We start from the raw sequence: 25,468 nt of genomic DNA, 5'->3' as shown, positions 1-25,468 counted from the left end.
GCCCTGATGTCCTTGCCCTCCACCGGCCGCCGGGCCGGCGTCGCCGTCCTGTCGGCGGCTCTGCTCGCCACCCTTGCCGCGTGCGGCAGCGGCGACGACGGCAGGGACTCCGCCGGGCCGGGGACAAAGCTCACCGTGCTGGCCGCCTCTTCGCTGACCGACGTCTTCGCGACCGCCGGCGCCGCGTACGAGAACGAGCACCCCGGCACGGAGGTGACGTTCTCCTTCGCCGGGTCTCAGGAACTCGCCGCCCAGGTCCGGCAGGGCGCGCCTGCGGACGCACTCGTCACCGCCGACACGAAGACGATGGACGGCCTGGCGGCGGACACCGGCAAGCCGACGGTCATCGCGAAGAACCGCCTGGTCATCGCCGTCGGAGAAGGCAACCCCGAGAAGGTCGAGAGCCTGACGGATCTCGCCGGTCCGGCGCTCAAGGTGGTCCTTGCCGCGCCCGAGGTGCCGGCCGGCCGCTACAGCGGGCAGATCCTGGAAGCCCAGAGGATCGACGTGCGGCCTGTCTCCCAGGAACCCAACGTCCGCGCCGTCCTCAGCAAGGTCGGGCTCGGTGAGGCCGACGCCGGTCTCGTCTACCGGACGGATGCCGCCACCGCCACCGGCAAGGTCGACGCGATCGACATCCCCGACGCGCAGAACGCGATCGCGGCCTACCCGGCCGCGACGCTGAAGTCGTCCGGGGACAGCAAGGCCGCGGCCGCCTTCGTGTCCTGGCTCTCCACGCCCGAAGCACAGAAGATCCTCCAGGACGCGGGCTTCCAGAAGCCGTGACGCCCGGTCCGTAGGGAGACACGATGAAACAGCTCCGCAGCCGCTCGTCGGGCCCCCGTCCCCCGCTCGCCCTGGCCGTGCCCGCACTGCTCGCCGTCGTCTTCCTGATGCTGCCGCTGGCCGGCATCCTGGCGCGCACGTCCTGGGGCGAGCTCGGGGCGCACCTGACGAGCCCCGGCACCACGCAGGCCCTGAAACTGTCGCTGCTCGTCTCCGCCTGGGCGCTCGGGCTCTCGCTCGTGCTGGGCGTGCCCCTGGCCTGGCTGCTGGCCCGCGTCGACTTCCCCGGCAAGGCCTTCGTGCGCTCGCTCGTCCTGCTGCCGATGGTGCTGCCGCCGACTGTCGGAGGCGTGGCACTCCTGCTGGCGTTCGGGCGGCGGGGGCTCCTCGGGCCATGGCTCGAGGACACCTTCGGGGTCACCCTGCCGTTCCACACCTCGGGCGCGGTCCTCGCCGCGACCTTCGTCGCGATGCCGTTCCTGGTCATCAGCCTCGAGGGCGCCCTGGGCGGCCTGCATCCGCGGTACGAGGAGACGGCCGCCTCCCTGGGCGCCTCCCCGGTACGCGTCTTCCTCACCGTGACCCTGCCGATGGTCGCCCCCGGCCTGGCCGCGGGCGCGGCACTGACCTGGGCACGGGCACTGGGTGAGTTCGGCGCGACCATCACCTTCGCAGGCAATCTGCCGGGCACCACACAGACCCTGCCCCTTCAGGTGTATCTGCTGCTCCAGGACTCCCCCGAGGCGGCCACGTCCGTCTCGCTGCTCCTGCTCGCCATCGCCATGGCGGTGCTCGTCGCCCTGCGCGGACGCTGGGCCGGCGCGCCCCGCTCCGCCGAGGCCTCGCACCGTACCGCCGAGGAGCCCGGCCCGGAGCCGCCCGACGACGGTACGCCCGCCCCGGCCGCGCCCCCCGCGCCCCGTGAGAGCTGGTCGTTGCACGCCGAGGTCACCGGCTTCGACCAGCTCACCCTCGACGCCGAACCAGGTACGACGATCGCCGTCGTCGGCCCGAACGGCGCCGGGAAGACGACCCTGCTGCGCGCGCTCCTCGGCCTGACGCCGCGTGCCCACGCCGCACTGCGCCTCGGGGACACGGACGTCAGCGGCCTGCCCCCGCACCGGCGGGGCGTCGCGTGGGTACCGCAGGACGGCGCCCTCTTCCCGCACCTCTCCGCCCTGGCCAACACCGCCTACGGGCTCCGCGCGCACGGTGTGCCGCACGCGGAGTCCCGGCGCAGCGCCCTGCGGTGGCTCGGCCGCCTCGGGGTCGGCCACCTCGCCGGCCGTAAGCCCGCCCAGCTCTCCGGCGGCCAGGCCCAGCGCGTCGCGCTCGCCCGGGCGCTGGCCGCCTGCCCCCGGCTGCTGCTTCTGGACGAGCCGCTCGCCGCACTCGACCAGACCACCCGTGCACGGGTACGCCACACCCTTCGGACGCACCTCGACGGTTTCGGGGGCGTCTGCCTGATCGTCACCCACGATCCCGTCGAAGCGGTCTCGCTGGCGGACCGCGTTCTCGTGCTCGACGAGGGGAGGGTGCTGCAGGACGCGCCGCCCGGCGAGGTCACCCGTCATCCGCGCTCCCCCTGGGTCGCCCGGATGCTCGGCCGCAACGCCTGGCCGGGCACGGCCACCACCGACGGCCTCCGGCTCTCCGGCGGGGGGCACCTCGTCGCCGCCGAGCCGCTGCCCGCCGGCACTGACGCCCTCGCGGTCATCGGCCCCGAAGCCGTCTCCGTGCACCGAGGCAGGCCGAGCGGCAGTCCGCGCAACGTCTGGCCGGGTACGGTCCGTGAGATCACGACCAGTGGCAGCCGGCTGCGCGTGCTCGTCTCCTCCACCGATGCCCCCGACCTCGTCTCGGAGATCACCCCGCAGGCGGCTGCCGAACTCGGCCTGGCCGAGGGGGTGCCGGTCTGGACCAGCGTGAAGGCGACCGAGGCCACCCTCGTCCCGCGATAGGGGCCCGTCAGTCCATCAGTCCATCAGTCCATCAGTCCGGCGGCCACCGTGGCACCCAGTTCCCAGCACGCCTCGGTGTCGGCCCTGCCCGGCTCGCCGGTGACGGTCACGGCGTCGGCCGCACGGCGCCAGCCGAGGCCCGTCGTGATGGTCTCGATGCCCCGCACGGCGCCGGTGACGTCGTTGCCGCCGTGCACGTAGTAGCCGAAGGGCCGGCCCTTCGTCCCGTCCAGGCAGGGGTAGTAGACCTGGTCGAAGAAGTGCTTCAGGGCTCCCGACATGTATCCGAGGTTCGCCGGGGTGCCGAGCAGATAGCCGTCGGCGGCGAGGACATCGGAGGCCGTGGCGGAGAGTGCGGCCCGCCGCACGACCCTCACGCCTTCGATGTCCTCCGTCGTCGCGCCGGAGACCACCGCTTCGAACAGTGCCTGGCAGTTAGGCGAGGGCGTGTGATGCACGATCAGCAAAGTGGCCACGAGCGTCGAACCTACCTGCTCGCCCGGCCCGTGCCTCACCGGGAAACGCGGGGCGCGGGGACGTCGGCGGTGCCTCCGTCGGCGGCGCGGAAACCACGCAGGCGGAGGCTGTTGCCGACGACGAACACGGACGAGAGGGCCATCGCCGCCCCGGCGATCATCGGACTGAGCAGGCCGGCCGCGGCGAGCGGAAGGGCCGCCACGTTGTAGGCGAAGGCCCAGAACAGGTTCGAGCGGATCGTGCCCAGCGTCCTGCGGGAGAGCCGGATCGCGTCGGCGGCCACCCGCAGATCCCCTCGGACGAGGGTCAGGTCGCCCGCCTCCATCGCGGCGTCCGTCCCCGTCCCCATGGCCAGGCCGAGGTCCGCCTGGGCCAGCGCGGCGGCGTCGTTGACACCGTCGCCGACCATGGCGACGCTGCGGCCCTCCGCCTGGAGCTTCCTGACGACCGCAACCTTGTCCTCCGGCATGACCTCGGCGATGACCTCGTCGATACCCACCTGGGCCGCGACCGACGCTGCTACCGCCCTGTTGTCGCCGGTCAGCAGGACGGGCGACAGTCCCAGGGCGCGCAGCCTCCGGACGGCCTCGGCACTGGTCTCCTTGACCGTGTCGGCGACCTCCAGGACCGCGCGCGCCTCGCCGTCCCAGGCCACCGCGATCACGGTCCTCCCGTCCTTCTCCGCCGCGTCCTTGGCGGTCACGAGCTCGTCGGGAAGGCCGATGGCCCGTTCGGCCAGCAGCTTCTCCCGGCCGACGAGGACCGTGTGGCCCTCCACGACACCCTGGACGCCCAGGCCGGGGACGTTGAGGAAGTCCTCGGGAGTGGGCAGCTCCCCCACCGTCCCGGCGGCGCCTTCGGCGACGGCCCGGGCGACCGGGTGTTCGGAGGAGTTCTCCAACGCGCCTGCGAGGCGGAGCACTTCGGTCTCGTCCGCGGACCCGGCGGTGTGGACCTTCAGCAGCGTCATACGGCCTGTGGTGACGGTTCCCGTCTTGTCGAGGAGGATCGTGTCGGCCCTGCGCGTGGTCTCCAGGACCTCCGGCCCCTTGATCAGGATGCCGAGCTGGGCGCCGCGTCCGGTGCCGACCAGCAGGGCGGTGGGAGTGGCCAGGCCCAGGGCACAGGGACAGGCGATGATCAGTACGGCGACGGCAGCCGTGAAGGCGGCGGCCGGTCCGGCTCCCGAGCCGAGCCAGAAACCGAGCGTCGCCAGCGCCAGCCCGATGACGACCGGTACGAACACCGCGGAGATCCTGTCGGCCAGGCGCTGGGCGGATGCCTTGCCGCTCTGGGCCTGCTCCACGAGAGCGGCCATCCGGGCCAGCTGGGTGTCGGTGCCGACCCTGGTGGCCTCGACGACCAGGCGGCCGCCGGCGTTGAGGGTCGCGCCGATGACGGAGTCACCGGCCGAGACCTCGACGGGGACCGACTCGCCGGTGAGCATCGAGACGTCGAGGGCGGAGGAGCCCTCGACCACCGTCCCGTCCGTGGCGATCTTCTCGCCGGGCCGGACCAGGAAGCGGTCACCGACCCGCAGGCCGGCCGTCGGCAGGGTGAGCTCCCGGCCCTCGCGCAGCACGGTGACTTCCTTGGCGCCCAGCTCCATGAGCGCCTTGAGAGCTGCACCCGCCTTGCGCTTCGAGCGGGCCTCGAAGTACCTGCCGGCCAGGATGAAGGCCGTGACACCCGCGGCGGCCTCCAGATAGATGTTCCCCGCCCCGTCACTGCGGGTGATCGTGAATTCGAACGGGTGCGTCATACCCGGCATCCCCGCCGTGCCGAAGAACAGCGCCCACAGGGACCACAGGAACGCGGCCGACGTACCGACCGAGATCAGGGTGTCCATGGTGGCCGCACCGTGGCGTGCGTTGGTCCACGCGGCGCGGTGGAAGGGCCAGGCCGCGTAGGTGACGACAGGGGCGGCGAGCGTGAGGGAGAGCCACTGCCAGTACTCGAACTGCAGGGCCGGGATCATCGCCATCGCGATGACGGGCGCGGCGAGCAGAGCCGCGGTGACCAGCCGCTCGCGGAGGGAACGCAGCTCCCCGTCGGCGCGCTCGTCCTCACCCCGGCCGTCGGCGGGTGCACCGGCCTCCCCGGGCGCGGGGCCGAGCGGGGCCGGCCGCCGGGCGGTGTAGCCGGTGGCCTCGACCGTGGCGATCAGGTCGTCGACCGAGACGCCCTCCGCGAAGGCGACTCCGGCCTTCTCCGTGGCGTAGTTGACCGTGGCCTCGACCCCCTCCATGCGGTTGAGCTTCTTCTCGATCCGCGCCGCGCACGAGGCACAGGTCATGCCGCCGATGGCGAGCTCGACCCGGGCGGCGCCGGGAGTCGTGGGGGTCATGTGCCGCTCCTCGTCCGAACGGGTCCAGTATACCCCTCATGGGTATCCGGCCCAACTCCAAAGGTATACCCCCCACCCGTATGGCGAGCAAGTCCGGGCCGACGGCTTGCTCATACCCCTACCGGGTATACGCTCGGGAGTGTCGGACCATCGCGAGCCCTCCGCACAGGAGGCCCAGGAGGCCAGAGCAGTCATGAACCCCGCCGCCAAGATCACCGCGTTCACCGCCGCACTCGCGGCGTCCTTCGGTGCCGCCTACGGCATCGGGCTCACCGTCGGCCCCGGCACCGGCACCACCCCCTCCGAACGCCCCGACCACGCGGAGAGCGCCGCGCCGCACGCCTACGACAGCCGCCCCGACTCCCCCGCCGGCGGCCTCCAGGTGTCGGAAGGCGGTTACACGCTCGACCTCGCGACCCCGCGCCTGAAGGCGGAGCAGCGGAGCGAGTTGCGCTTCACCATCCGCGACCGGGCCGGCCGGCAGGTGACGGCTTTCCAGCGTGAGCACGACAAGGAGCTCCATCTGATCCTCGCCTCACGCGATCTGACCACCTACCGCCACCTGCACCCCACCCGGACGTCCGACGGCACGTGGAGCACTCCCGTCGAGCTCCCCGCAGCGGGCGACTACCGCGTCTTCGCCGACTTCACACCGGCCGGTTACAACGCCCCCGGCCTGACGCTGGGCGCGGACCTGGCCGTGTCCGGGCCGTACAAGGCGGCGGAACTCCCGAAGCCCGCCCCGACGGCCACGGTCGGCGGGTACACGGTCACCCTGAACGGCGCCCTCCGCCCCGGCGTACCCGAGCACGTCACCTTCACCGTGCGGAAGGACGGCCGGCCCGTCACCGATCTGCAGCCCTACCTGGGCGCGTACGGACATCTCGTGGCCCTGCGCGCCGGCGACCTGGCCTATCTCCACGTCCATCCCGGCGGCGAAGCCGGTGACGGCTCCACGGAGCCCGGACCGGACGTCTCGTTCACCGCGACGGCGCCCAGCTCCGCCACCTACCGGCTGTTCCTGGACTTCAAGCACGAGGGCACCGTCCGGACGGCGGCCTTCACCGTCCCGGTCCCGCCCGCGGCGGAGACTCCTCGTCCGACCGGTCCCGCGGGCGGCCACGAGGACGGCCCCGCGGACCAGCACGAGGACGACCCGCACGGGGGAGCGACTTCGGGCGACGGGCACTGAAGTACCCCCGGCAGCCGCGCGGTACGGGGTCCGGGTCCGCCCCGCACCTCGCTCACGCCTCGACGTACCCGGCCACGCGTCCTGCGCGTCGGCCGGCGCCTCCCGCGGAGGCAGGGGCGGGAAGCGACAGGCGTACGTCGGACCGGTGTCGGCTCCGTCGCCCCCCGTACCCGGTGATTCCTGACGGGTCGCGGACGTGCCGGCGAGGACCGGCCGGGCCGACACCGCTCGTCACGCACACGGCCGTGCACCGGTCCGGACGGCATCTGTCCGGACCAGGCCCTCGGAGGACCTACCGCACCAGGCAGGGCCGCTTGGCGTCGAACGTCCAGCCGGGTACGAGGTACTGCATGGCGTCGGCGTCGTCCCTGGCCCCCAACGCCTCCTTCTTGTAGAGCTCGTGTGCCGCGAGGAGGCGGTCCATGTCGAGTTCGACGCCCAGCCCGGGCGCGTCGGGTACGGCGATCTCGCCGTCGGTGATGCGCGGTGGGCTGACGGTGAGCCGCTCCAGGCCCTCCTGCCAGATCCAGTGCGTGTCCAGGGCGTTGTACTCACCCGGTGCGGCGGCACCGCAGTGCGTGATCATGGCGAGAGAGATGTCGAAGTGGTTGTTGGAGTGACAGCCCCAGGTCAGACCCATCGCGTTGCACAGTTGGGCCACGCGGACCGACCCCTGCATGGTCCAGAAGTGCGGGTCGGCCAGCGGGATGGACACGGACTGCAGGGCGAGGGCGTGGGTCAGCTGCCGCCAGTCGGTGGCGATCATGTTGGTCGCGGTCGGAAGACCCGTCGCACGGCGGAACTCGGCGAGGACCTCGCGCCCCGAGTAGCCGTCCTCCGCCCCGCAGGGGTCCTCGGCGTAGGCGAGCGTTCCCACCAGGGGGGAGCACAGCTCGACCGCCTCGCGCAGTGACCAGGCGCCGTTCGGGTCGAGGGTGACCCGCGCCTCCGGGAAACGGTCCTTGAGCGCGCGGACGGCCTCGACCTCCTCCGCGCCGGCGAGCACTCCGCCCTTGAGCTTGAAGTCCCGGAACCCGTACAGCTCGTAGGCGGCCTCGGCCTGGCGGACGATCGCCCCGGGCGTGAGGGCCTCCTCGTGCCGGATGCGGTACCAGTCGGTGTCGGAGCCGGGCTCGCGCACGTACTCCAGGTCGGTGCGGTCGGGGTCGCCCACGTAGAAGAGGTAGCCCAGCACCCTTACGGAGTCACGCTGCTGACCGTCGCCCAGCAGCGCCGCGACCGGCACGTCGAGGTGCTGGCCCAGCAGGTCGAGCAGTGCCGACTCGACCGCGGTGACGGCGTGCACGGTGGTCCGCAGGTCGAAGGTCTGGGCTCCTCGTCCGCCCGAGTCGCGGTCCGCGAAGCGGCTCCCGATCTCACGCAGGACGCGCTTGTAGTCTCCCACCTTCGCGCCGACGACCAGGGACTCGGCATCCCGCAGGGTCCGGGTGATCTTCTCGCCTCCGGGCACCTCCCCCAGTCCCGTACGGCCGTCGGAGTCCTTGAGGACGACGATGTTGCGGGTGAAGAAGGGGCCGTGGGCGCCGGAGAGGTTCAGCTCCATGCAGTCGCGGCCGGCGACCGGATAGACGGCGAAGTGGGTGATGGTCGGCTGGTTCATGCTGGTCGGTCTCCTTGGGTGCGAGAGGGCGGGCTGGGGGCGGGCGTCAGAGGCCGATGACGTCGAGGGCCCACTCGGCCGCCAGGACGCCGCCGAGACCGAGGACCGCGAGCACCGTCGTGTAGCCGGTACGGACCTTGATCGCCTGGATGACCGAGAGGTTGAAGTACTCCTTGAAAAGCCAGAATCCCGGATCGTTGACGTGGGAGAAGGCGATCGATCCGCAGGAGACGGCGAGCACCATCATCTCGGGGTGGACCCCGCTGCCGGCCAGGAGCGGCAGCACCACCCCTGAGGCGGTGACCACGGCCACGGTGGCCGAACCGAGCGCGATGCGGAGGATGGCGGCGATGAGCCAGGCCAGGATGATCGGCGAGATCGCCCAGTGCTCGGTGATGTCCTTGATGTAGTCGGAGATCCCGCCTTCGACGAGGACGTTCTTGAAGGCGCCGCCCGCGCCGATGACCAGGAGGATCATCGCCATCGCCTGAGCCGCCGAGGTGCAGGAGGCGCTGACGTCGGAGAGGCTGCGGCCGATCCGCGGCCCGAACGCCCAGATCGCCAGGAGGAGGGCGAGCAGGAGTGCGATCGGTGCCGAGCCGATGAAGGCGACGGCGTGCAGGAAGGGACTCTCGCCGGGGGCGAGCATGTCGGTCACGGCCGCGCCGGCGATCAGCACCACCGGGAAGAGGGCCACCAACAGCGACCAGCCCATTCCGGGCATCTCCTCGTCGGTGAACTCGCGCTCACTGACCAGGCCCTTGGGTATGGAGGGGTTCATCGCCTTGACGAACGGCAGGCGCGGCCACAGGAGCGCGACGAGGGCACCGGCCGGCACGGCGATGAAGAGGCCGTAGAAGAGGGTGTGCCCGACGGAGGCGTGGAAGGTCGCGGCCACGGCCGTGGGGCCGGGGTGCGGCGGCAGGAAACTGTGCATCGTGGACAGGGCGATGGACATGGGCAGGCCCACCCACAGCAGGTTCACTCCGGTGACCCTGACGAGGGTGAACGCGATGGGCACGATGATGATGAAGGCGACCTCGTAGAACATGGTCACGCCGATGAGCATCGACGTGACCACCATGGCCACCTGGACCCCGCGCGGCCCGAAGGCGTCGAGCAGCTTGCCCGCGATCCTCTGGGCTGCTCCGGAGTCGCCCATCACCCTGCCGACCATCGCGCCGAGGCCGATGGTGAGCATCGTGTCGCCGATCTGGTCCCCGATGCCCGCCGAGAGGACGTCGGGTATCTCGATCGCCGGGATCCCCTGGACCAGCGCCACACCTACCGCGACGAGCAGGAGTGCGGCGAAACCGTTGAGTTTCATACGGGTCATCAGGATCAGCAGCACGAGAACGCTGGTCCCGACCACGAGGAGCGGCATGTCAGTTCCCCTTTGAACTGTCGAACTGTCGAACTGTCGAACTGTCGGACTGTCGAAGCGCCCGGCCCCCGGCGGCTCCCCGGCGGGAGCCGTCCGGCGGAGCGGTGGGGGGACGGTTCAGGCGGTACGGCGGCGGACGGCGCCGACCAGGTCCAGCCCGGCGTCGAGGATCTTCTCCAGGTCGGCGAGATCGGCCGGCCCGGGATCGGTGAGCGGGGCGCGTACGGGCCCGACCGGCAGTCCGCGCAGCCGGGCCGCGGCCTTGACCAGGGACACGGCATAGCCGGGGACCCGGTCGCGCAGCTCGACCAGCGGGACGTAGAAGTCGCGCAGCAGCTTCCGCGTCACCGCCTCCTCGCCCTCCCGCAGGGCGGTGAAGAAGGCGTCGGCGATCTCCGGGGCGAACGCGTGGACGGCCGAGGAGTAGGCGGGAACACCGACGGTGGCGTACGCGCCCGCCTGGATCTCGGCGGTCGCGGCGCCGTTGAAGAAGAGGAAGCCGTCGGGTGCGGCGAGGGTGAGGCGCTGGAGCCGGTCGAGGTCGCTGTGCCCGTCCTTGAGGCCGACGACCGTGGGGATCCCGGCGATGCGGCGCACGCTGTCGGCGGTGAAGGTGACCTGGCCGCGCTGGTACGCGATCAGCGGCAGCGACGTCCCGGCCGCGATCCGGCGCAGCTGCTCGACGAGACCGTCCTGCGGGGCCGCGACGAGGTAGTGGGGCATGACCAGCAGGGCGTCGGCTCCGGCCTCCTCCGCGATGCGGGCGAAGCGCACAGCCTGAGCCCATCCGTAGCCGGTACCCGCCACCACGGGCAGCCGTCCGTCGGCGACCTCGACCGCGGCCCGGACGACCGCGCGGTACTCGTCCTCGTCCAGGGCGCTGAACTCACCGGTTCCGCAGGCCGGGAACACGGCACCCGGCGCGGTGGCCACCTGGGCGGTCAGATACGCCCGGTACGACTCCAGGTCGAGGCTGCCGTCCTCCCGGAAGCTGGTGAGGGGGAAGGCCAGCACCCCGCCCGCCATGCCGTCCCGCAGCCGCTGGACGACGCGTTCGGTGTCCGCATTGATCCGCTCCACAAGTCTCATCCTCATATGCAGATGGCGTACATGTATGAGAACGGAGGTTAGGCGGGTGAACACAACGCGGTCAATGGGTGTGACGGCGCGGATTTAAGATGTGGCCATGCAGGAGAACAGCGGGGTCAGGGGCGTGAAGTCGGCGTCCCGTACCGTCGCGCTGCTCGAACTCCTCGCCGCCCGGGGCGACCGGCCGGCCCGCCTGGACGAACTCGCCGAGGAACTCGGCGTACCGCGCAGCAGCATGTACCAGCTGCTGCGGACCCTCATCGACTGCGGCTGGGTGCGCACCGACACGACCGGGTCCCTCTACGGCATCGGCATCCGCGCCCTGCACACCGGCACGAGCTACCTGGACAACGACCCGCACGTGCGCGCCGCCCGCCCCTACCTCGACGAGGCCTCGGACGCGCTCGGGGAGACGATCCATCTCGCCCGGCTGGACGGCTCCAACGTCGTCTATCTCGCGACGCGCGAGTCCCACGAGTACCTGCGCACCATCAGCCGGGTCGGCCGCCGGATCCCGGCCCATGCCGGAGCGCTCGGCAAGGCCCTGCTCGCCGAGCGCCCGGACGACCGGCTACCGCTCCCGGCAGGGCCTCTGACGCCCCGTACGGAGAACACCCACACCGAGCGCAGCACCCTGCTCGCCGACCTCGCCGGTGTGCGCGAGCGCGGTTACTCCATCGACCGCGAGGAGACGGTGACGGGCATCGCGGGCTTCGGATTCGCCCTGCGGTACGACTCACCGGCCATCGACGCCATCAGCTGCTCGGTGCCGGTGGCGCGGCTCAGCGAGGAGCACGAGAGCCGGGTCGTGGCGGTCATGCGGGAGATCCGGACGAAGATCGAGAGTGTCCTGACCCCCGCGTCCGGCGCTCCCGACTGGCGCTGATCCGCACCACGCCGGTGGCACCACGCCGGTGGCACCACGCCCGGCGCGTCCGCGGGCGCTTGCCGTCTCAGCGGCGGAGCACGTCGAGCGCGTTCAGGAGCCGGTCGACGTCGTCGTCGTTCGTGTACGGGGCGAGCCCGGCCCGTACACCGCCCTCCGCACCCAGTCCGAGCCGGTGGGACGCCTCCCACGCGTAGAAGGATCCGGCCGGTGCGTCCACGCCGCGTCCGGCCAGGTGCCGGGAGACGTCTCCCGGGTTCCTGCCTGCCACCGTGAACAGGGTGGTCGGGGTGCGGCGTGCCGCGCGGGAATGCACCGTGACGCCGTCCAGCGTCGCCAGGCCCTCCTCGATGCGTCCGCGCAGCCGGTCCTCGTGCGAGGCGAGCGCCGTGAACGTACGGCCCAGGGCTTCACGCCGGCTTCCGGCGCCGGGAACGAGTCCGGCGAGGAAGTCCACGGCCGCCGTCGCGCCGGCCAGGAGCTCGTAGGGCAGCGTGCCCAGCTCGAAACGCTCCGGTACGGCGTCGCTGGACGGCAGCAGCTTGTCCGGCCGCAGGCTGTCGAGCAGTTCCCGCCGCCCGGTGAGCACGCCGAGGTGCGGTCCGAGGAACTTGTACGGCGAGCAGACCAGGGTGTCCGCGCCGAGTGCGGCCAGATCGACCGTGACGTGCGAGGCGTAGTGCACGGCGTCGACGTGGAAGAGCGCCCCGGCCGCGTGCACCGATGCCGCGAGGGCCGGGACGTCGGGACGGGTGCCGATGAGGTTCGAGGCGGCCGTGACGGCGACCAGCCGGGTTCGGCCGGACAGTACGGCCTCGATGTGCTCGGAGCCGAGCTCACCCGTCGCGGGGTCGAAGTCGGCCCACCGGACCGTCGCCCCCGCCGCCTCCGCCGCCTGGGTCCAGGGCCGGATGTTCGAGTCGTGGTCCAGCCGGGACACCACCACCTCGTCCCCCGGCCCCCAGTCCTTGGCCAGCGTGCGCGCCAGGTCGTAGACGAGCTGCGTGGCGCTGCGCCCGAACACGACCTGCTCGGCCTCCGATCCGAGCAGGTCGGCCAGGGCCAGCCGGGCGCCGGCCACGATGGCCTCCGCGTTGCGCCCGCCCTCCGTGAGCACCCCCCGGTTGGCCAGCGGCCGGCTGAGGGCGCCGGTGATCGCGTCGATGACCTGCTGCGGTGTCTGGGTACCGCCCGGCGCGTCGAAGCGGGCGGTACCCGCCTGCAACGCCGGGAAGCAGGCGCGGATCGTCTGCACGTCGAGGGTCGGGCCGGTGCGGCCGGTGTCGCTGCTCAAGGGGGCTCCCGGGAAGGCGAAGGGGCGGGCGGCTGGAACGGTACGGGGCGGCCGACGCGCTCCTTCGCCCGGGGCGGCAGATGAGCGGTCCCGCTCCGGGGTTGCCCGCCCTCTCGGCGGCGGTACGCACAGAGGTGTCCGTGACGCAGCCGACGAGTGCCGCGTGCGCGCCGCCTACGGGTCGCGGCTGCCCGGCCCGGGACGAGAAGCGTGTCCGTGCACACCGTGACGGGGGCCGTCGCGTACGACGGCCCCCGTCACGGGCGTTTCAGCGGCACGCCGTGGTCCGGCGTGCCGCCTCGCGCTTCTTCACCGCCCCGGAAGGACTCCGGGGGTCCAGCCGGAACCGCGCCGCTATCCGGCGTACGTCTCGAACTCGGCGACCTTCGGCGTCCCGGTCGAGCCCGTGATCTCGAAGGTGATCTTCTTCAACGAGGTCTTGGGAACGGCGATGACGCCCGCCCCGCTGCCGGAGGCCAGGACGGCACCGGTGTCGCCGTTGACGACCCTCCAGGACCCGATGCTGCCGGTGGAGCCCGACGCCTCGCGAATGTTGATCTTGGAGACGGAGGTGGCGGCTCCCCACTTGACGGAGATGGAACCGGTCGAACCGGCCGGCGACCAGAAGGTGCTCATGTCACCGTCACGCACGTTGCCGTAGCTCGAACCGCTGGCCTTGCTGGAACCGTCGGCGCCCGCGCCGATGCTGAGGTTGGTCCCCGCGGGCGGCGTCGGGTCCGTCGGGTCCGGCGTCGGGTCGGTGGGGTCCGGCGTCGGGTCCGTCGGGTCCGGCGTCGGGGTCGGCGTCTGCGGGGAGCAGTTGCCGTCCGACACCTTCAGGCCCTTGTTGGCGCCCGCCGTCTCGGCCACGATCCCCGGCACGCAGCTCGCCCCGTCGAGCTTGTAGGAGTAGGGGATGCTGACGGTGGTGTTGGACGTCGGGTTCGGCCCGGCGGGCTTGTTGTCGCTGCCCGGCGCCGACCAGGTCACGTTGTCGAAGGTGTTGCCGCTGACCTGCCAGTATCCGGCCGCGTCGGTGTAGAACGTGCCCAGCACGTCCTTGGAGTCCTCGAAGTAGTTGTTGTCCACCTTGGCACGTGCGCCGGCCCGGGAGTTGATGCCCGACTCGTTGAGCTTCACGTAGTGGTTGTTGTAGATGTGCGCGATGCCGCCACGCAGCAGCGGTGCGCGCGAGTCGAGGTTCTCGTACAGGTTGTGGTGGAAGGTGACGTACCCGTTCGAGACGTCGGACTCGCTGGACCCGATGAGGCCACCGCGGCCGGAGTTGCGCAGGGTGCTGTAGGACAAGGTGACGTACTGGGTGTTGTCCTTCATGTCGAACAGGCCGTCGTACCCCTCCGACTCACCGCCCGACGCCTCGAGGGTGGTGTGGTCGACCCAGACGTTGCGGACGTCGCTCTCCATACTGATGGCGTCGCCGCCGTTGGACGTGGGCGAGCCCGACTTCTTGACGTTCTTGACGGTCACGTTCTGGATGATGATGTTGCTGGACTGGCGGATGTGGATGCCCAGCTGGTCGAAGACCGCTCCGCTGCCGACACCGACGATCGTGACGTTGCTGATCTGCTTGAGCTCGATCACACCGGCGGCCGTGTTGCAGCTCTCGCCCGACACCTTGGCGGTGTTGCCGTGGTTGATCGTGCCCTGGACCTCGATGGTGATCGGGGTACTGCTGCTGGCCCGGCCGCACAGGGCCGCGTGGATCGCGGTACCCGTGGTGGCCCGGACAGTCGTCCCGCCGGCACCGCCGGTGGTCCCGCCGTTCTGGGTCGCATAGCCGGTGGCACTGCCGGTGACCGCGGCCGACGCCTCGGGCATCGTCAGCACCACACCGGTCGCGGCCGCCACGGCCAACGTGGCCAGCGCGGCGTTGAGTCGCAGTGCGCCTGGTCGTCTCATCTTCGTGTCCCCATTCATCTTCACATGCTGTGTTGCTGCTCCATGCCGCGGTCGCAACGGCGAGGCCACCGGGGCCGCCGGTCTGTCACCGGGCAGCCTCCGCGGGCCGGTTGTGCCTGTACTTCTCGAAGCGGTCGAGCCGGCGGAATCAGCCCGGCCCGGACGTGCGAGGTTGTCGGCAGCAGCGGCGAACCGGTGTCGCACACCCTTCGTTCCACTGCCGTCGACGTCCTGGACGAAGCCCTGGGCCAGGCCGGCGGCGGCTCATGCGCGTCCGTCGCGATGGCCGTCGCGACGGACGCTTCCACCGGACGGACCCAGGAGGGGGAAAGCGCTTTCTGTCCGCGACAATAGAGCGCCCTCCGCCAAACTGACAAGGTTCATGACACTTGCGGAATCGGGCTCCGCCGTGCGATGCGCGGCAGCAATGCCCCCTGGAACAAAGAGCGTTCGGCTTTCCGGGATGCGGTGCGTGAGCCCGGCGACCTTGGCCCTGCGTCACGGTTGGAGCCTTGCCCCATGACGAACCACAGCACCTCCCCGGCTCGGCTCACGCCGCCGGTCGGAGGATTCCAGGAGCTTGCGGATACCGCGGCAGGACCGCCGAACTGGCCGGCGGCGAGAAGCTCTTCCTGCCACCCGAGGTGGTCGCCACCCTGAACCGGATGCGCGGTCTCGGTGTCAGCGAGCTGAGGTCACGGCTGGAGCGCGACTCCTGGGATCCTGACGCAGGCGCTGGATCCGCACGTCATGCCGCAGCGGATACGGGACAGCAACGCCGACTGCGACGACCCCGGGACGGCGCGCCTGCACCTCGCCCGCGACCGATCGGTCGACCGGGAGCCGCACGATCCGCGCCTGGACCGGCTCATCGACGACCTGGACGCATGGCCGGCGGAACGCGAAGGAGACGGAGACCGGGCAGGGCACCTGGATCCGGTCTCCTCCCGCATATACGAGACGACACCGGCGCGGCAGCGCACCCCCGACGGGCCGGCCCACCGCGCCGCGCGGCGCAGGACCGCCGTGCACGACGACCGCACGGCACCCGGCGCCGAGGCGCCCTGGCGGCTCCGCCTCCAGCCGGACCCGACACTGCTGTTCCGTCTGAGCGCGCTCACGGCCACCGCCCACCTCATCCACCACGACGCCCCGTACTGCCGCGACACGGAGGGTCACCCCGGCCTCGTCGTCCTGGCGCGTTCCACGGAACCGGTCACCGCAAGGATGACCTGCCCCGGCGGCGGCCCAAGGGCTGTCCCGTCATCCCTGGTGGATCAGCGCACGGCGTCAGATGCGGTGCATCGCAAGGCGGAGGGACGTCCGCGTACTGGATGTATTCGGGCGTTCCGACAACGCGGCGAGGGGCAGTAGCTGTCGTCTTGCGCCCGCCGGGGATCACGGGACAGCCCGTTCAGCGGCGCCTCCCGCCGGTGAGAGGCGGCGCGGTTCACCCCGCCGACCGCCGCGCCCCAGGTCCGAGCGGGCCTTCAGCAGCTCGATCGCCACCCCGCGGGGCGCTGCGGATGCGGCGTCCTGATGTGCCGTCACATGCCGGTCCCGGCGTCGGGGAATCCGGCCTCGGACGACGCGAGCCACCGGCAGCCGGCCTGTCGGCGCTGTGTTCAGCGGGTCCAGGACCAGGGTTCTGAACCGTGGCCCCTACCGGTCGCTGACAGATCCATCAGGCCGACGCGTGCCATTCGTTGCCGCCCCTCGCCGAATTCGCGACCGGGCGGGCCGCCTTCTGGGGCGTGTGCCCAATTCCGCACACACGCGCCCAACGCCAGTTCCGGAGTGGCGAATCGGGTGCACAAGGCGGATCCTGGCATGGACGATGCAATCTCTCGTGAAAGGAAACTTGTATGACCACGCAAGAGATCCCGACTGATCGAGCGCTCTCCGCCGACGAGGGTGTCGAGCTCAAGAAGCGCATCGCCGACAGCCGGGCGACCGGACAGTGGCACTGGATGGGCAACTACGGAAGCCCCTACGATGTGATGGCCGTCGCGAACGCCGCACCGAAGTGCGAGGCCGGCGAACTCATCACCGGTTTCCATGAGAACGGCCTGATTCCGACATTCATGTACCGCTAGCGCCGCGTACATCGCGGAAAGCCCCTCCGGAGCGGGACCGAGAGCCTCGAGGAGGGGCGTGCGGCGGGTCGCCGACATGACGAGACGCAATCGGCGGGGCCCTGGGCCGCCCTTCATCGGTTTCCATGAGAGAACCGGCTCGGAGAAGTAACGGCCATCAGGTCGGTGGTTTTCACGACGCTTCGCGTACATGCCGCGCACTGCGGTTTGTGCGCGCCCGTTCGTGTGTCCTGGCGGTGTGGCTTCATAGGTGTATCCGCTCCATGGCGTGCCATGGGGACGGTGAAGAAGGAATTCGGCGCACGGCAGCTCCGACGGCTTGCACTTCGGCGCACCGCGGGGCGCCGAAGCCGGCAACGAAGACGTAAGGCCGAGACGAGTGGCCCCAAGGCCCGTGGCCGGCTGGACTGGCTCGGACTGATGGTGGTCAGCTTGCCGGGACTGGCTGCTCTGGCTGCACTGCTGTTCACCTGGATGCAGGTGGGGCAGGCCAACAAGCAACTGCGTATCAGCGAGCAGGGGCAGATCACCAACCGGTTCAACGCCGCGGTCACCAACCTGGGATCGGCCTCCGTGGACGTGCGCCTGGGGGGCGTCTACGGCCTGGAGCGCATCATGCAGGACTCCGTCCGCGACCACCCCACAGTCGTTTCCGTCCTGACCGCGTACGTGCGGCGGCATGCCCCCCTGCCGGAAGCCGGCGCCAGAAAGCAGCAGACCGCGTCGCCGGCGGTTTCCCTGCCCACCGATATCGAGGCGGCCATGGGCGTCCTGGCCAAACGGCCGCTCGCCGTGGAGACATTCGTACTGGACGTGAATCGCACCGATCTGAGGGGACTGCGATCCGGGCACGGCGGCAGCAGATTTGCCGGGATGATTTTCCAGGAGGCGGACCTGACCGGTGCCAACTTGAACGGCGCGGACCTGAGCAGCGCGGACCTGACCAGAACCGTCCTCCGCAGCTCAAGCCTGGCCGGTGCGCGCCTGTCGGTCGCCTCTCTCACCGACGCGGACCTGACCGGCGCGAATCTGAACAAGGCGGAATTGACCAGTGCGGACCTGACCGACGCGCGCCTGACGGGCGCGGAGCTGAACGGGGCCGTCCTGGGCAGCGCGATCCTGAAGCGCACCACATTCCGCACGGCGAATCTGAACGGCGCGGACCTGACCGGGGCGGACCTGAGCGGCGCTAACCTGAGCGGCGCCCGTCTGACCTATGCGAACCTGGCCGTCGCGGACCTGACCGGCGCGGACCTGACCGAGGCGGACCTGACCGGCGCGGACCTGACCGGCGCCATTCTGACGGATGCGCGCCTCACGGGCGCGAAACTGAAGGGAGTCCGAGGGCTGCCGCCCTCGCAGCGCTGAGGTCACTCCCCCCTCGCCCGCCTTCGGGCTGCGTGCCAGGGACCTGCCGACGGCTGAGGTCGCGGCATGGAGCGGCCGCCCATGGCCTCGCCCTGTCAGTCCTCGGGGATGTGGTCCATGCACGAGGAGAACGGGTCCCGCTGCACGCACACCCACAGCGCGTGCCACCGCGTGCTCTCCTGACTGGCCCCCGCAGCCAGCGCCGCAGCGCACGACGGATCGGTGAGACCCCAGAGAGATCCGTCCGCCCAACCGACCTGACGCGTTCGGTTCTCGACCGTCTCGACGCACTCCGACGACGGCTTGTACCGCTTGATCTCCTTCATCAACGCCAGGTACTGGGCATTGCTGAGCGCTTCGATCCGCTGCTTCACCTTCCTGAGCGCCTCTTCCCGCTCCTCCCGGGACGCTTCCGGGTCCCGGGCCGTCCGCATCGCGTCGCAGGCCTGCTCGATGGTCTTCTGGACCCTCTTCCGATCCTCAGGATCCTCCGGCGTCGACTGCGGGTCGTGGAGCGCCTTCAGCCCCGCGCCGGCCTTCCCCATGTCCCCCAGAAGCCATTTGGGCCCCTGCGGCGCGTGCGACTGGGGCGGCTCCGGCGACGGCGGTGGCGGGTACAGGGCCGCGGTCATCGCCTTCACGATCCGTATGAAGGCGGCCCGGTCCTCCGGCGTCACATCCGGATCCTGGATCGCCTTCAGCGTCGAGGTGATCCCTCCCACGATATCGACGTAGGTGGCCCGCTCCTCCGGCGTCGCATCCGGATCCTCGATGAGGTCCATCATCCTGGTCAGTGTCTCCGTCACCTCTTCCCTCACCTCCTCCGGCGCTTGCGCCGCCCGCTGTTCCACCTCCGCCTTCAGCTCCCCGGACTCTTCCGGTCGCGTCGTCCCGTCCGGGGGTGGTGGGACGTCCGACGGCGGCGGTTCGCCGGAGGGCGGCGTGGCGGGCTGCGTGTCCGCGGGCGGCGGGGTCTCCGGCGGCGGGTTCGGCGGCTGGGGCGGCGGTGGAGGTGGCGGGTCGGGCGGGCTCGGCGGCGGTGGAGGTGTGGGCTCGGCCGGTGTCGCGGTCATTGCACCGGCGACGGCATCAGGCCCTGCCGCAGCGGCGGTCACACCTGGCAGGGTGAATGTGGCAGCCAGGCAGGACGCGCCGACAAGGCGGGCGAGGTGCCGTCGGGAGGTCTTGGGCATGATGGCTCCAGATGCTCGGGACGCGTAGTCCGCCCTGGATCCGCTCGTTTCGGCCCGAGGTCCGGAAATCCACCATTCAACGGGCGCGACGGCGTGGTAACCACGGAGATATAACCACTTTTGGCCCCCGCGTCACCTCCCGCAACTCGGGCGCCCCACACTCCGAAAGGAGCCGTTCGGGCGGGAGTTGTTCCATCTGAACCCATGTGAATTCATGGTGCCGGTCGCGCGTCGACGTCACGAGCCGATCTGCGCCCACCCCGCCTCGGCCCGTCGGCGAGATGGTCGCCGCACCACACCCATCCACTCCGCGTCGTTGACATGAGCAGGATCAATCGCAATGCTGAGAGAGCGCTCTTTGCATCGATGTACATATCGGTGGGAAGCGGGAGGACGCTGCGGCCGAGCCGTCACCGCGGCCGTCTCCGGCGCACTCCTGATCAGCCCCTGCCTGCCGTGCCGACCGCCCTGCCCCGGTGCGGCACCGGCACGGTGGCCGACCATGGAGCGGGATGATGAAGCCTCCTCGTCGCCTTTCGGGTATCGCCGCCTTCGCGCTGTCCGTCGTGCTCGCCGCAGCGATGTCCCTCTCGTCCGCCGAGCCCGCACAGGCGGACCGAACCGGTCTCCGGGCCGCGGATCCCAGCGTGATCCGCGTCGGCGGCACGTACGTCTCGGTGCAGTCGGCCGGGGGCGGCATCGCCGTACGCCAGGCCTCGTCGACGGCTGCCCTGGCCTCTGCCCCCGCTCGCCAGATCTGGTCGGACACCCGCGGCCTCGGCGAGGTCTGGGCCCCGGAGATCGTGAGGGACGGCGGCCGCTACTACGTCTACTTCGCGGCCGGGCGGGGGGCGGCCCACCGGATGTACGTCATCAGCTCAGCCGCACCCGACAGCGGATACACCGCCGGGACCGAGCTCGCGCTCGCCGACGACAAGTGGGCCATCGACGGCACGCTGTTCACCTTCAACGGGCAGCGGTGGTTCGTCTGGTCCGGCTGGGCCGGCGACACCGACGTCGAGCAGAACCTCTACATCAGCCGGATGAGCAGCCCGACCACCCCGACCGGTGCGCGGTACGTCATCTCGCAGCCGCGGGAGAGCTGGGAGCGGGTGGTCGGCAACCCCTTCGTCAACGAAGCGCCTGAGGCGGTCAGGGACCCGAACGGGCAGCTGCACATCGCCTACTCCGCCAACGGCAGCTGGAGCGACCGGTACTGTCTGGCCGACCTGCGTCTCCGGGCCGGCGGCGACCCCACGTACGTATGGGACTGGTACAAGTCGAACGGCTGCCTGTTCAGCTCCGCCCGCGCGACGATGATGCCCGGCTGGGACCCGACCCTCCACGTCGACGGACCGGGCCACCACAGCTTCGTCCTGCTCGACGGCGACATCGGCACGAGCCCTCCCGCCGGCCCGCGGTTCCCCCTGATGTTCCACGCGGTCCCGAAGGGCACGCCGTACTCGTGGGCGAACCGGTACTGGTACACGGGCACGTTCAGCTGGTGGGGCGACGTCACCTACAGCCGTGCCGACGTCCCCGGCTCCCCCACCGACACCGGCTGGAGCCTCAAGTTCTTCGAGTGACACGACAAGGCCGCCGCCCGGCAGGCGCCTTCGGGTCACTGCCGGGCGGGGACGGAAAAGGTGTGGTCCTCCGCACGGCTCCGCGCTACGCTCCCGCCGATGACTATTCGATGTGCCGGCAGATCGGGGGTCCCGACCGCGCAAGGTGAGTGCTGATGCTCACCGGGACCGCGTTCGAGGATTCCCGCCTTTCCTTCTGGCTGCGCGTGCGCGAGATCGCCGTGCCGCCCCTCATGACCGAGACCGCGACGGCCCGGCGTACCGCCGGTGACTGGGCGGGGGCGTGCGCCGCCGCCGGATTCGACGTCGACCTCGACCTGCGTACCGTCGGACGAGCCCACGGCAGCGACGTGGCCAGCCGCCTCCGGGCGGACCTGCGCCGGCTTGCGCCCGATCTGCTGCGGTGGCACATGCCCAGGACCGCACCCCACGGTTTCCTGAGATCCGGTGCCACCATCACGCTCGCCCGTTACGACGACCCGGGGCGCCCGCGCCCCGTGCACCTGGTCGTGCGCACCGCTCCCGCGTGGGCGGACGCCGGGCAGCGGCTCAGCCTCGCGGTGTGGGACGGCGCGGCACCACCGGGGTACGGGACCGGGCCTCGCGGCTACCGGCCCCCTGACCGCCGCTTCCGGCTGGATCTTCACCGCCACCTGTGGGACGCGAGCCGCAGCGATGAACTGCGCGCCCGTTCCGGGGCCGGACTGCCGGACGAACGCCCCGTGCCACGCTGGGCGCCGCCCCTGCCGGAACCCGGAAGGTTCGCACTCGGCCGGTGGGCGGCCGAGGCGGCGCTCTTGCTGGGTGCGGAGGGGCGTGGCGGCGAAGGCCGGGTCGCCGTCCGGACCGGCGCCCGGCGCCGTCTCCTCCTGGACGTGCACACCTCCTCGGCCGGCCCGGGGACGGGAGGCGAAGCGCCTGAGGTGCGGTCCGCCCGGACCGCACCGGCGGGCGCCTGCGCGGGACTTCCGGTCCTGCCCGACGCCGCCACGTGGGTCCTGCCCGATCTGGAGCTGCTGCGCAGCGGCTGGATCACCGCCGACCGGCTGCACCCTCTGGTCGCGGCGGCTCTGGGGCCCGTAGCCCCCGAGCCCGTCCGTGCCCCGGTGACGGACGGCGGTACGGTGCCCCGCGTCGTGGACTGCCGTGGCGCCCGGCACCGGATCGGCCTGGTCGATGGGGTGTTGAGCCCGCTGGACCACGATCCCGCCGAGATCCGGCGGGAGGAACTGCTCGCCGCGTTCACCGGTACACCCCTCCCCTGCCTCCAGGTCATCGACGTGGCGCACCGGCAGCCGGACTGCCTCACCGATGTACGTGACCGGCTGGCCCACGGCGACGCGGCGGGTGCGCTGTCCCTGGTCGAGAGCATGCTCGGCGCCGAGGCGCACCTGCGGGACGGCGACCTGCGGGACGCACTGCACGACGCCGCGCGGCAGAGGGTCCGGCACGGCCTGTTCCGGGCCGGTCTGACCCAGCCGGGACCTGGGCGGGTTCCGCCCGCCCGGACGCCTTCCGGCCCGACGACCCACCGCTCCCGCCCCCGGCAGGCGTCCTCCCGCTGACCTCAGCCCGTTACCCGTCCGGCTTCCGGACCCCTCGCGTGCCCTCGTCCCGGGCACGGACCGCCTTCTGACGAACCCACAGGTGATGCCCCATGACCACGTACGCCTCGCTCGCCCGGACCCCACGCTCCGGAACCGGACCGACGACCGCACCGTCCGACGCCCCGGCTCCCCCCGCTGCTCAGGCTCCACGGCTCGACGTGTCCGGCGCGCTGCTGGCCCTGCTGCGCGACACGACCACAGCTCCCCGCCCGGACCCGCAGCTGGAGGCCCTGACCCTGGCCGTCTCGGCCGACCTTCCGGTGCTGCTCTGGGGCGAGCCCGGCATCGGCAAGACCGCTGCGCTCACCCAGTTCGCCACCACCCTGGACCTTCCGCTGACCACGGTGATCGCGAGCGTTCACGAGCCGTCGGACTTCTCCGGTCTCCCCGTCATCGGTGAGGACCCGGAGTCCGACGGCGTCCCGATGGCACCGCCGGACTGGGCCGTCCGGCTCGTACGGGCGGGCCGTGGACTGCTGTTCCTCGACGAACTGTCCACCGCCCCGCCGGCCGTGCAGGCGGCACTGCTGCGTCTCGTGCTCGAACGCCGGGTCGGCGCGTTGCGCCTGCCGCCGGGTGTCCGGATCGTGGCCGCCGCCAATCCCCGGTCCTCCGCCGCCGACGGCTGGGAGCTGAGTCCGCCGCTCGCCAACCGGTTCGTCCACCTGAAGTGGGTCCACGACGCCGATGTCGTGGTGCGGGGCCTGGGCGGAGTATGGCCCCGGGCCACGCTGCCGGCCCTGGACGCCGACAGGCTGCCCGAGGCCGTGGCGTTCGCGCGCCGTGCGGTGTGCGGGCTGCTGGGCGCCCGACCCGCCCTCGTGCACCGGCTGCCGTCGGGCGAGACGCAGCGCGGTGGTGCGTGGCCGTCGCCACGGAGCTGGGACATGGCGCTGTGCCTGACCGCCTTCGCGACCGCTGCCGACGCTTCGCGCGACGTCCTGTCCATGCTGGTCAGGGGCACTGTGGGGGACGGCCCCGGGCTGGAGTTCCTGGCCTACCTGGACAGGATGGACCTGCCGGACCCTGAGGACCTGCTGGCCGATCCCGGTGGCGCGGAGCTGCCGGTCCGCGGCGACCTGCGGCAGGCGACGCTGGACGCGGTGGTCGCCGCGGTCCGCGCGCGCCCCGAGCGGCACCGGTGGGATGCCGCCTGGGCGTTGCTGGCGAAGGCGGCGGAGACCGGCGCTCCGGACCTGCTGGTCGTTCCGGCGACGACGCTCGCCACCCTGCGCCGCGACGACTGGGAGGTGCCGGTGTCGATCGAAGGCCTCGCCGGCGCGGTGTCCGTGTCGCAGCGGGCCGACCGGGCGAAGGCCCGGGCCCTCTCCGTGACACGGGCGGCCCGATGAGCACGCCGGCTCCAGGCCGGGCTGCCACGCCCCGGCACGCCCGTCGGCCCGACGTCACGGAGAGCACGCTGGACACGGGGAAGCTCTTCGCCGCCCGCCTTCAGGCCGCCCGGGTGCGGCCGTACCTGGCGACCGCCCTGTTCGCCCTGCACCCGGTGGAGTCCCGCAGCGTGCCGACGATGGCGGTCGACCCGTACTGGCGGTGCTACGTGTCGCCCGCCTTCGTGGACCGCATGCCCGTGGAGGAGTTGGCCGGCGTATGGGTCCACGAGGTGTCGCACCTGCTCCGTGACCATCACGGGCGCAGCGACCGTTACGCCCACCGGCACGAACTGACCGGCCCGGCGGAGCGGTTGCGGATGAACATCGCGGCCGACTGCGAGATCAACGACGACATCTTCGGCGACCGTCTGGTGGCGCCCGAGGGCGCTGTCCGTCCGGCGTCACTGGGACTCGAGGACGGCGAGCTGATGGAGGACTACCTCCGACAGTTCCGGCTGGGCCCGCACACCGCCCACCTGGCGTGGCTGGAGTGCGGCAGCGGGGCGGACGGCCTCCCGCGCCCCTGGGACCTGGGCCCGGACGGGGCGCACGGGCTCAGCACGCAGGAACGGGACGCGGTCCGGTTCCGGGTGGCACAGGGCATCACCGGCCGTCCGGGGAACGCGCCGGCGGGGTGGCGGCGGTGGGCCGAGGAGGCGTTCCACCCGTCACAGCCCTGGCGGGAGCTGCTGGGAGCGGCCGTGCGGGCGGCGGCATCCGCGCCGGGCACGGGCGAGGACTACGTGTACGGCAGGCCGGCGCGCCGTTCCGCGGCGGTCCCCGGCGCCGTCCTGCCGAGCCTGCGGCGAAGGCCTGCGCGGGTCGTCGTGGTGATCGACACGTCCGGGTCGGTCAGCGACGCCGAGCTGGGCAGCGCACTGCTGGAGGTGGCCGCGATCTCACGGGCCGTGGGCGGCCGGCGCGACCTCGTCGGCGTACTGCCGTGCGACGCGGCGGCGGGCCGGGTCCGCCCCCTCTGCGGCGGTGCGGAGGGCGTCGAGCTGCTCGGCGGCGGGGGGACGGACCTGCGCACGGGGTTCACCCGTGCGCTGGAATCCCGCCCCCGCCCGGACGTCGTGGTGATGCTGACCGACGGTCAGACCCCCTGGCCGTCCCGGCGCCCGCCGTGCCGGACGGTGGTGGGCCTGTTCGGCAGGCACCACGGGCACTCGTCCTACGACGAGTCCGATCCCGAGTACGTACCGGGCGGGCCGCCCGCGTGGGCGCGGGTGGTGACCATCGGCTGAGCGGGACGGCCCCGGGGAGA

Annotated in this window: 19 protein-coding genes; 11 read left to right on the top strand and 8 right to left on the bottom strand. The window is 71.8% G+C overall.

All coding sequences use genetic code 11. The features are described 5' to 3' along the window. The first annotated feature begins 6 nt into the window (after positions 1-6). On the top strand, positions 7-786 hold the full coding sequence (modA, locus tag OO67_RS19305; protein WP_033302002.1) for a molybdate ABC transporter substrate-binding protein: 780 nt from the start codon (positions 7-9) through the stop codon (positions 784-786). A gap of 23 nt (positions 787-809) precedes the next feature. Continuing rightward, positions 810-2,747 carry an ABC transporter permease gene (locus OO67_RS19300; protein WP_033301994.1) on the top strand — a complete coding sequence of 646 codons (1,938 nt, stop codon included), beginning with the start codon at positions 810-812 and terminating at the stop codon, positions 2,745-2,747. Between the two features lie 23 nt (positions 2,748-2,770). Here the strand turns inward: OO67_RS19300 and OO67_RS19295 are convergent, their stop codons facing one another. Continuing rightward, positions 2,771-3,223, bottom strand: a complete 453-nt coding sequence (locus OO67_RS19295; protein WP_033302240.1) for a flavodoxin family protein — start codon at positions 3,221-3,223, stop codon at positions 2,771-2,773. Positions 3,224-3,258: 35 nt separating this feature from the next. Continuing rightward, positions 3,259-5,571 (bottom strand): heavy metal translocating P-type ATPase, encoded by a 2,313-nt coding sequence (locus OO67_RS19290; RefSeq protein WP_051709560.1) that lies wholly within the window; start codon positions 5,569-5,571, stop codon positions 3,259-3,261. A gap of 193 nt (positions 5,572-5,764) precedes the next feature. On the opposite strand from OO67_RS19290, the gene OO67_RS19285 reads away from it, so the two are divergent. Then, positions 5,765-6,763, top strand: coding sequence for a hypothetical protein (locus OO67_RS19285; protein ID WP_051709558.1), 999 nt, complete (start codon positions 5,765-5,767; stop codon positions 6,761-6,763). Between the two features lie 292 nt (positions 6,764-7,055). Here OO67_RS19285 and OO67_RS19280 read toward each other — a convergent pair whose 3' ends face one another. The 3 genes from OO67_RS19280 to OO67_RS19270 all read right to left on the bottom strand — a co-directional run bounded on the left by OO67_RS19280 (position 7,056) and on the right by OO67_RS19270 (position 10,848). After that, a complete protein-coding gene (locus OO67_RS19280; RefSeq protein ID WP_033301992.1) occupies positions 7,056-8,384 on the bottom strand; it encodes an enolase C-terminal domain-like protein in 1,329 nt (442 codons plus the stop codon). A 46-nt stretch (positions 8,385-8,430) separates the two neighbouring features. Then, a complete protein-coding gene (locus tag OO67_RS19275) occupies positions 8,431-9,768 on the bottom strand; it encodes a gluconate:H+ symporter (protein WP_033301991.1) in 1,338 nt (445 codons plus the stop codon). 117 nt (positions 9,769-9,885) lie between these two features. Beyond that, positions 9,886-10,848, bottom strand: coding sequence for a 5-dehydro-4-deoxyglucarate dehydratase (locus tag OO67_RS19270; protein WP_244300264.1), 963 nt, complete (start codon positions 10,846-10,848; stop codon positions 9,886-9,888). 106 nt (positions 10,849-10,954) lie between these two features. Here OO67_RS19270 and OO67_RS19265 point away from each other — a divergent pair, with 106 nt between their 5' ends. Next, positions 10,955-11,743 (top strand): IclR family transcriptional regulator, encoded by a 789-nt coding sequence (locus OO67_RS19265; RefSeq protein WP_033301987.1) that lies wholly within the window; start codon positions 10,955-10,957, stop codon positions 11,741-11,743. A 67-nt stretch (positions 11,744-11,810) separates the two neighbouring features. Here the strand turns inward: OO67_RS19265 and OO67_RS19260 are convergent, their stop codons facing one another. Together OO67_RS19260 and OO67_RS19255 are read right to left on the bottom strand one after the other, a co-directional pair. After that, positions 11,811-13,037, bottom strand: coding sequence for a cysteine desulfurase-like protein (locus tag OO67_RS19260; protein ID WP_033301986.1), 1,227 nt, complete (start codon positions 13,035-13,037; stop codon positions 11,811-11,813). A 354-nt stretch (positions 13,038-13,391) separates the two neighbouring features. Next, a complete protein-coding gene (locus OO67_RS19255) occupies positions 13,392-14,957 on the bottom strand; it encodes a pectate lyase family protein (RefSeq protein WP_033302230.1) in 1,566 nt (521 codons plus the stop codon). Between the two features lie 750 nt (positions 14,958-15,707). Here OO67_RS19255 and OO67_RS35745 point away from each other — a divergent pair. The 3 genes from OO67_RS35745 to OO67_RS39335 all read left to right on the top strand — a co-directional run bounded on the left by OO67_RS35745 (position 15,708) and on the right by OO67_RS39335 (position 18,421). Further along, on the top strand, positions 15,708-16,331 hold the full coding sequence (locus OO67_RS35745; RefSeq protein WP_051709556.1) for a hypothetical protein: 624 nt from the start codon (positions 15,708-15,710) through the stop codon (positions 16,329-16,331). Positions 16,332-16,822: 491 nt separating this feature from the next. Beyond that, a complete protein-coding gene (locus OO67_RS19245; RefSeq protein ID WP_033301985.1) occupies positions 16,823-17,053 on the top strand; it encodes a hypothetical protein in 231 nt (76 codons plus the stop codon). Between the two features lie 282 nt (positions 17,054-17,335). Next, a complete protein-coding gene (locus OO67_RS39335; protein WP_208861052.1) occupies positions 17,336-18,421 on the top strand; it encodes a pentapeptide repeat-containing protein in 1,086 nt (361 codons plus the stop codon). 95 nt (positions 18,422-18,516) lie between these two features. On the opposite strand, the gene OO67_RS39035 is transcribed toward OO67_RS39335, so the two are convergent. Continuing rightward, positions 18,517-19,272: a hypothetical protein gene (locus OO67_RS39035; protein ID WP_033301983.1), complete on the bottom strand. Its 756-nt coding sequence runs from the start codon at positions 19,270-19,272 to the stop codon at positions 18,517-18,519. 857 nt (positions 19,273-20,129) lie between these two features. On the opposite strand from OO67_RS39035, the gene OO67_RS19230 reads away from it, so the two are divergent. The 4 genes from OO67_RS19230 to OO67_RS19215 all read left to right on the top strand — a co-directional run bounded on the left by OO67_RS19230 (position 20,130) and on the right by OO67_RS19215 (position 25,448). Next, complete coding sequence (locus tag OO67_RS19230; RefSeq protein WP_033302222.1) at positions 20,130-21,200, top strand: glycoside hydrolase family 43 protein; 1,071 nt, start codon at positions 20,130-20,132, stop codon at positions 21,198-21,200. Positions 21,201-21,355: 155 nt separating this feature from the next. After that, complete coding sequence (locus tag OO67_RS19225; protein WP_033302220.1) at positions 21,356-22,765, top strand: hypothetical protein; 1,410 nt, start codon at positions 21,356-21,358, stop codon at positions 22,763-22,765. A gap of 92 nt (positions 22,766-22,857) precedes the next feature. Next, a complete protein-coding gene (locus tag OO67_RS19220; RefSeq protein ID WP_033301981.1) occupies positions 22,858-24,159 on the top strand; it encodes an AAA family ATPase in 1,302 nt (433 codons plus the stop codon). Continuing rightward, positions 24,156-25,448 carry a vWA domain-containing protein gene (locus OO67_RS19215; protein ID WP_208861051.1) on the top strand — a complete coding sequence of 431 codons (1,293 nt, stop codon included), beginning with the start codon at positions 24,156-24,158 and terminating at the stop codon, positions 25,446-25,448. The genes OO67_RS19220 and OO67_RS19215 overlap by 4 nt, the downstream gene beginning before the upstream one ends. Positions 25,449-25,468 lie beyond the last annotated feature (20 nt).

The sequence above is a fragment of the Streptomyces atroolivaceus genome, from assembly GCF_000717025.1.
In the GTDB taxonomy this organism is placed as follows: domain Bacteria; phylum Actinomycetota; class Actinomycetes; order Streptomycetales; family Streptomycetaceae; genus Streptomyces; species Streptomyces atroolivaceus.
This window is presented reverse-complemented; position numbering and strand designations above follow the sequence as displayed.

Bases quoted from the DNA above. Each gene is read 5' to 3' on its own strand.
- OO67_RS19265 (WP_033301987.1), top strand. From the start codon at position 10,955: ATGCAGGAGAACAGCGGGGTCAGGGGCGTGAAGTCGGCGTCCCGTACC.
- OO67_RS19280 (WP_033301992.1), bottom strand. From the start codon at position 8,384: ATGAACCAGCCGACCATCACCCACTTCGCCGTCTATCCGGTCGCCGGC.
- OO67_RS19275 (WP_033301991.1), bottom strand. From the start codon at position 9,768: ATGCCGCTCCTCGTGGTCGGGACCAGCGTTCTCGTGCTGCTGATCCTG.
- modA (WP_033302002.1), top strand. From the start codon at position 7: ATGTCCTTGCCCTCCACCGGCCGCCGGGCCGGCGTCGCCGTCCTGTCG.
- OO67_RS19300 (WP_033301994.1), top strand. From the start codon at position 810: ATGAAACAGCTCCGCAGCCGCTCGTCGGGCCCCCGTCCCCCGCTCGCC.
- OO67_RS19245 (WP_033301985.1), top strand. From the start codon at position 16,823: ATGACCACGCAAGAGATCCCGACTGATCGAGCGCTCTCCGCCGACGAG.
- OO67_RS19225 (WP_033302220.1), top strand. From the start codon at position 21,356: ATGCTCACCGGGACCGCGTTCGAGGATTCCCGCCTTTCCTTCTGGCTG.
- OO67_RS19230 (WP_033302222.1), top strand. From the start codon at position 20,130: ATGAAGCCTCCTCGTCGCCTTTCGGGTATCGCCGCCTTCGCGCTGTCC.
- OO67_RS19285 (WP_051709558.1), top strand. From the start codon at position 5,765: ATGAACCCCGCCGCCAAGATCACCGCGTTCACCGCCGCACTCGCGGCG.
- OO67_RS19255 (WP_033302230.1), bottom strand. From the start codon at position 14,957: ATGAGACGACCAGGCGCACTGCGACTCAACGCCGCGCTGGCCACGTTG.
- OO67_RS35745 (WP_051709556.1), top strand. From the start codon at position 15,708: ATGCCGCAGCGGATACGGGACAGCAACGCCGACTGCGACGACCCCGGG.
- OO67_RS19215 (WP_208861051.1), top strand. From the start codon at position 24,156: ATGAGCACGCCGGCTCCAGGCCGGGCTGCCACGCCCCGGCACGCCCGT.
- OO67_RS19290 (WP_051709560.1), bottom strand. From the start codon at position 5,571: ATGACCCCCACGACTCCCGGCGCCGCCCGGGTCGAGCTCGCCATCGGC.
- OO67_RS19220 (WP_033301981.1), top strand. From the start codon at position 22,858: ATGACCACGTACGCCTCGCTCGCCCGGACCCCACGCTCCGGAACCGGA.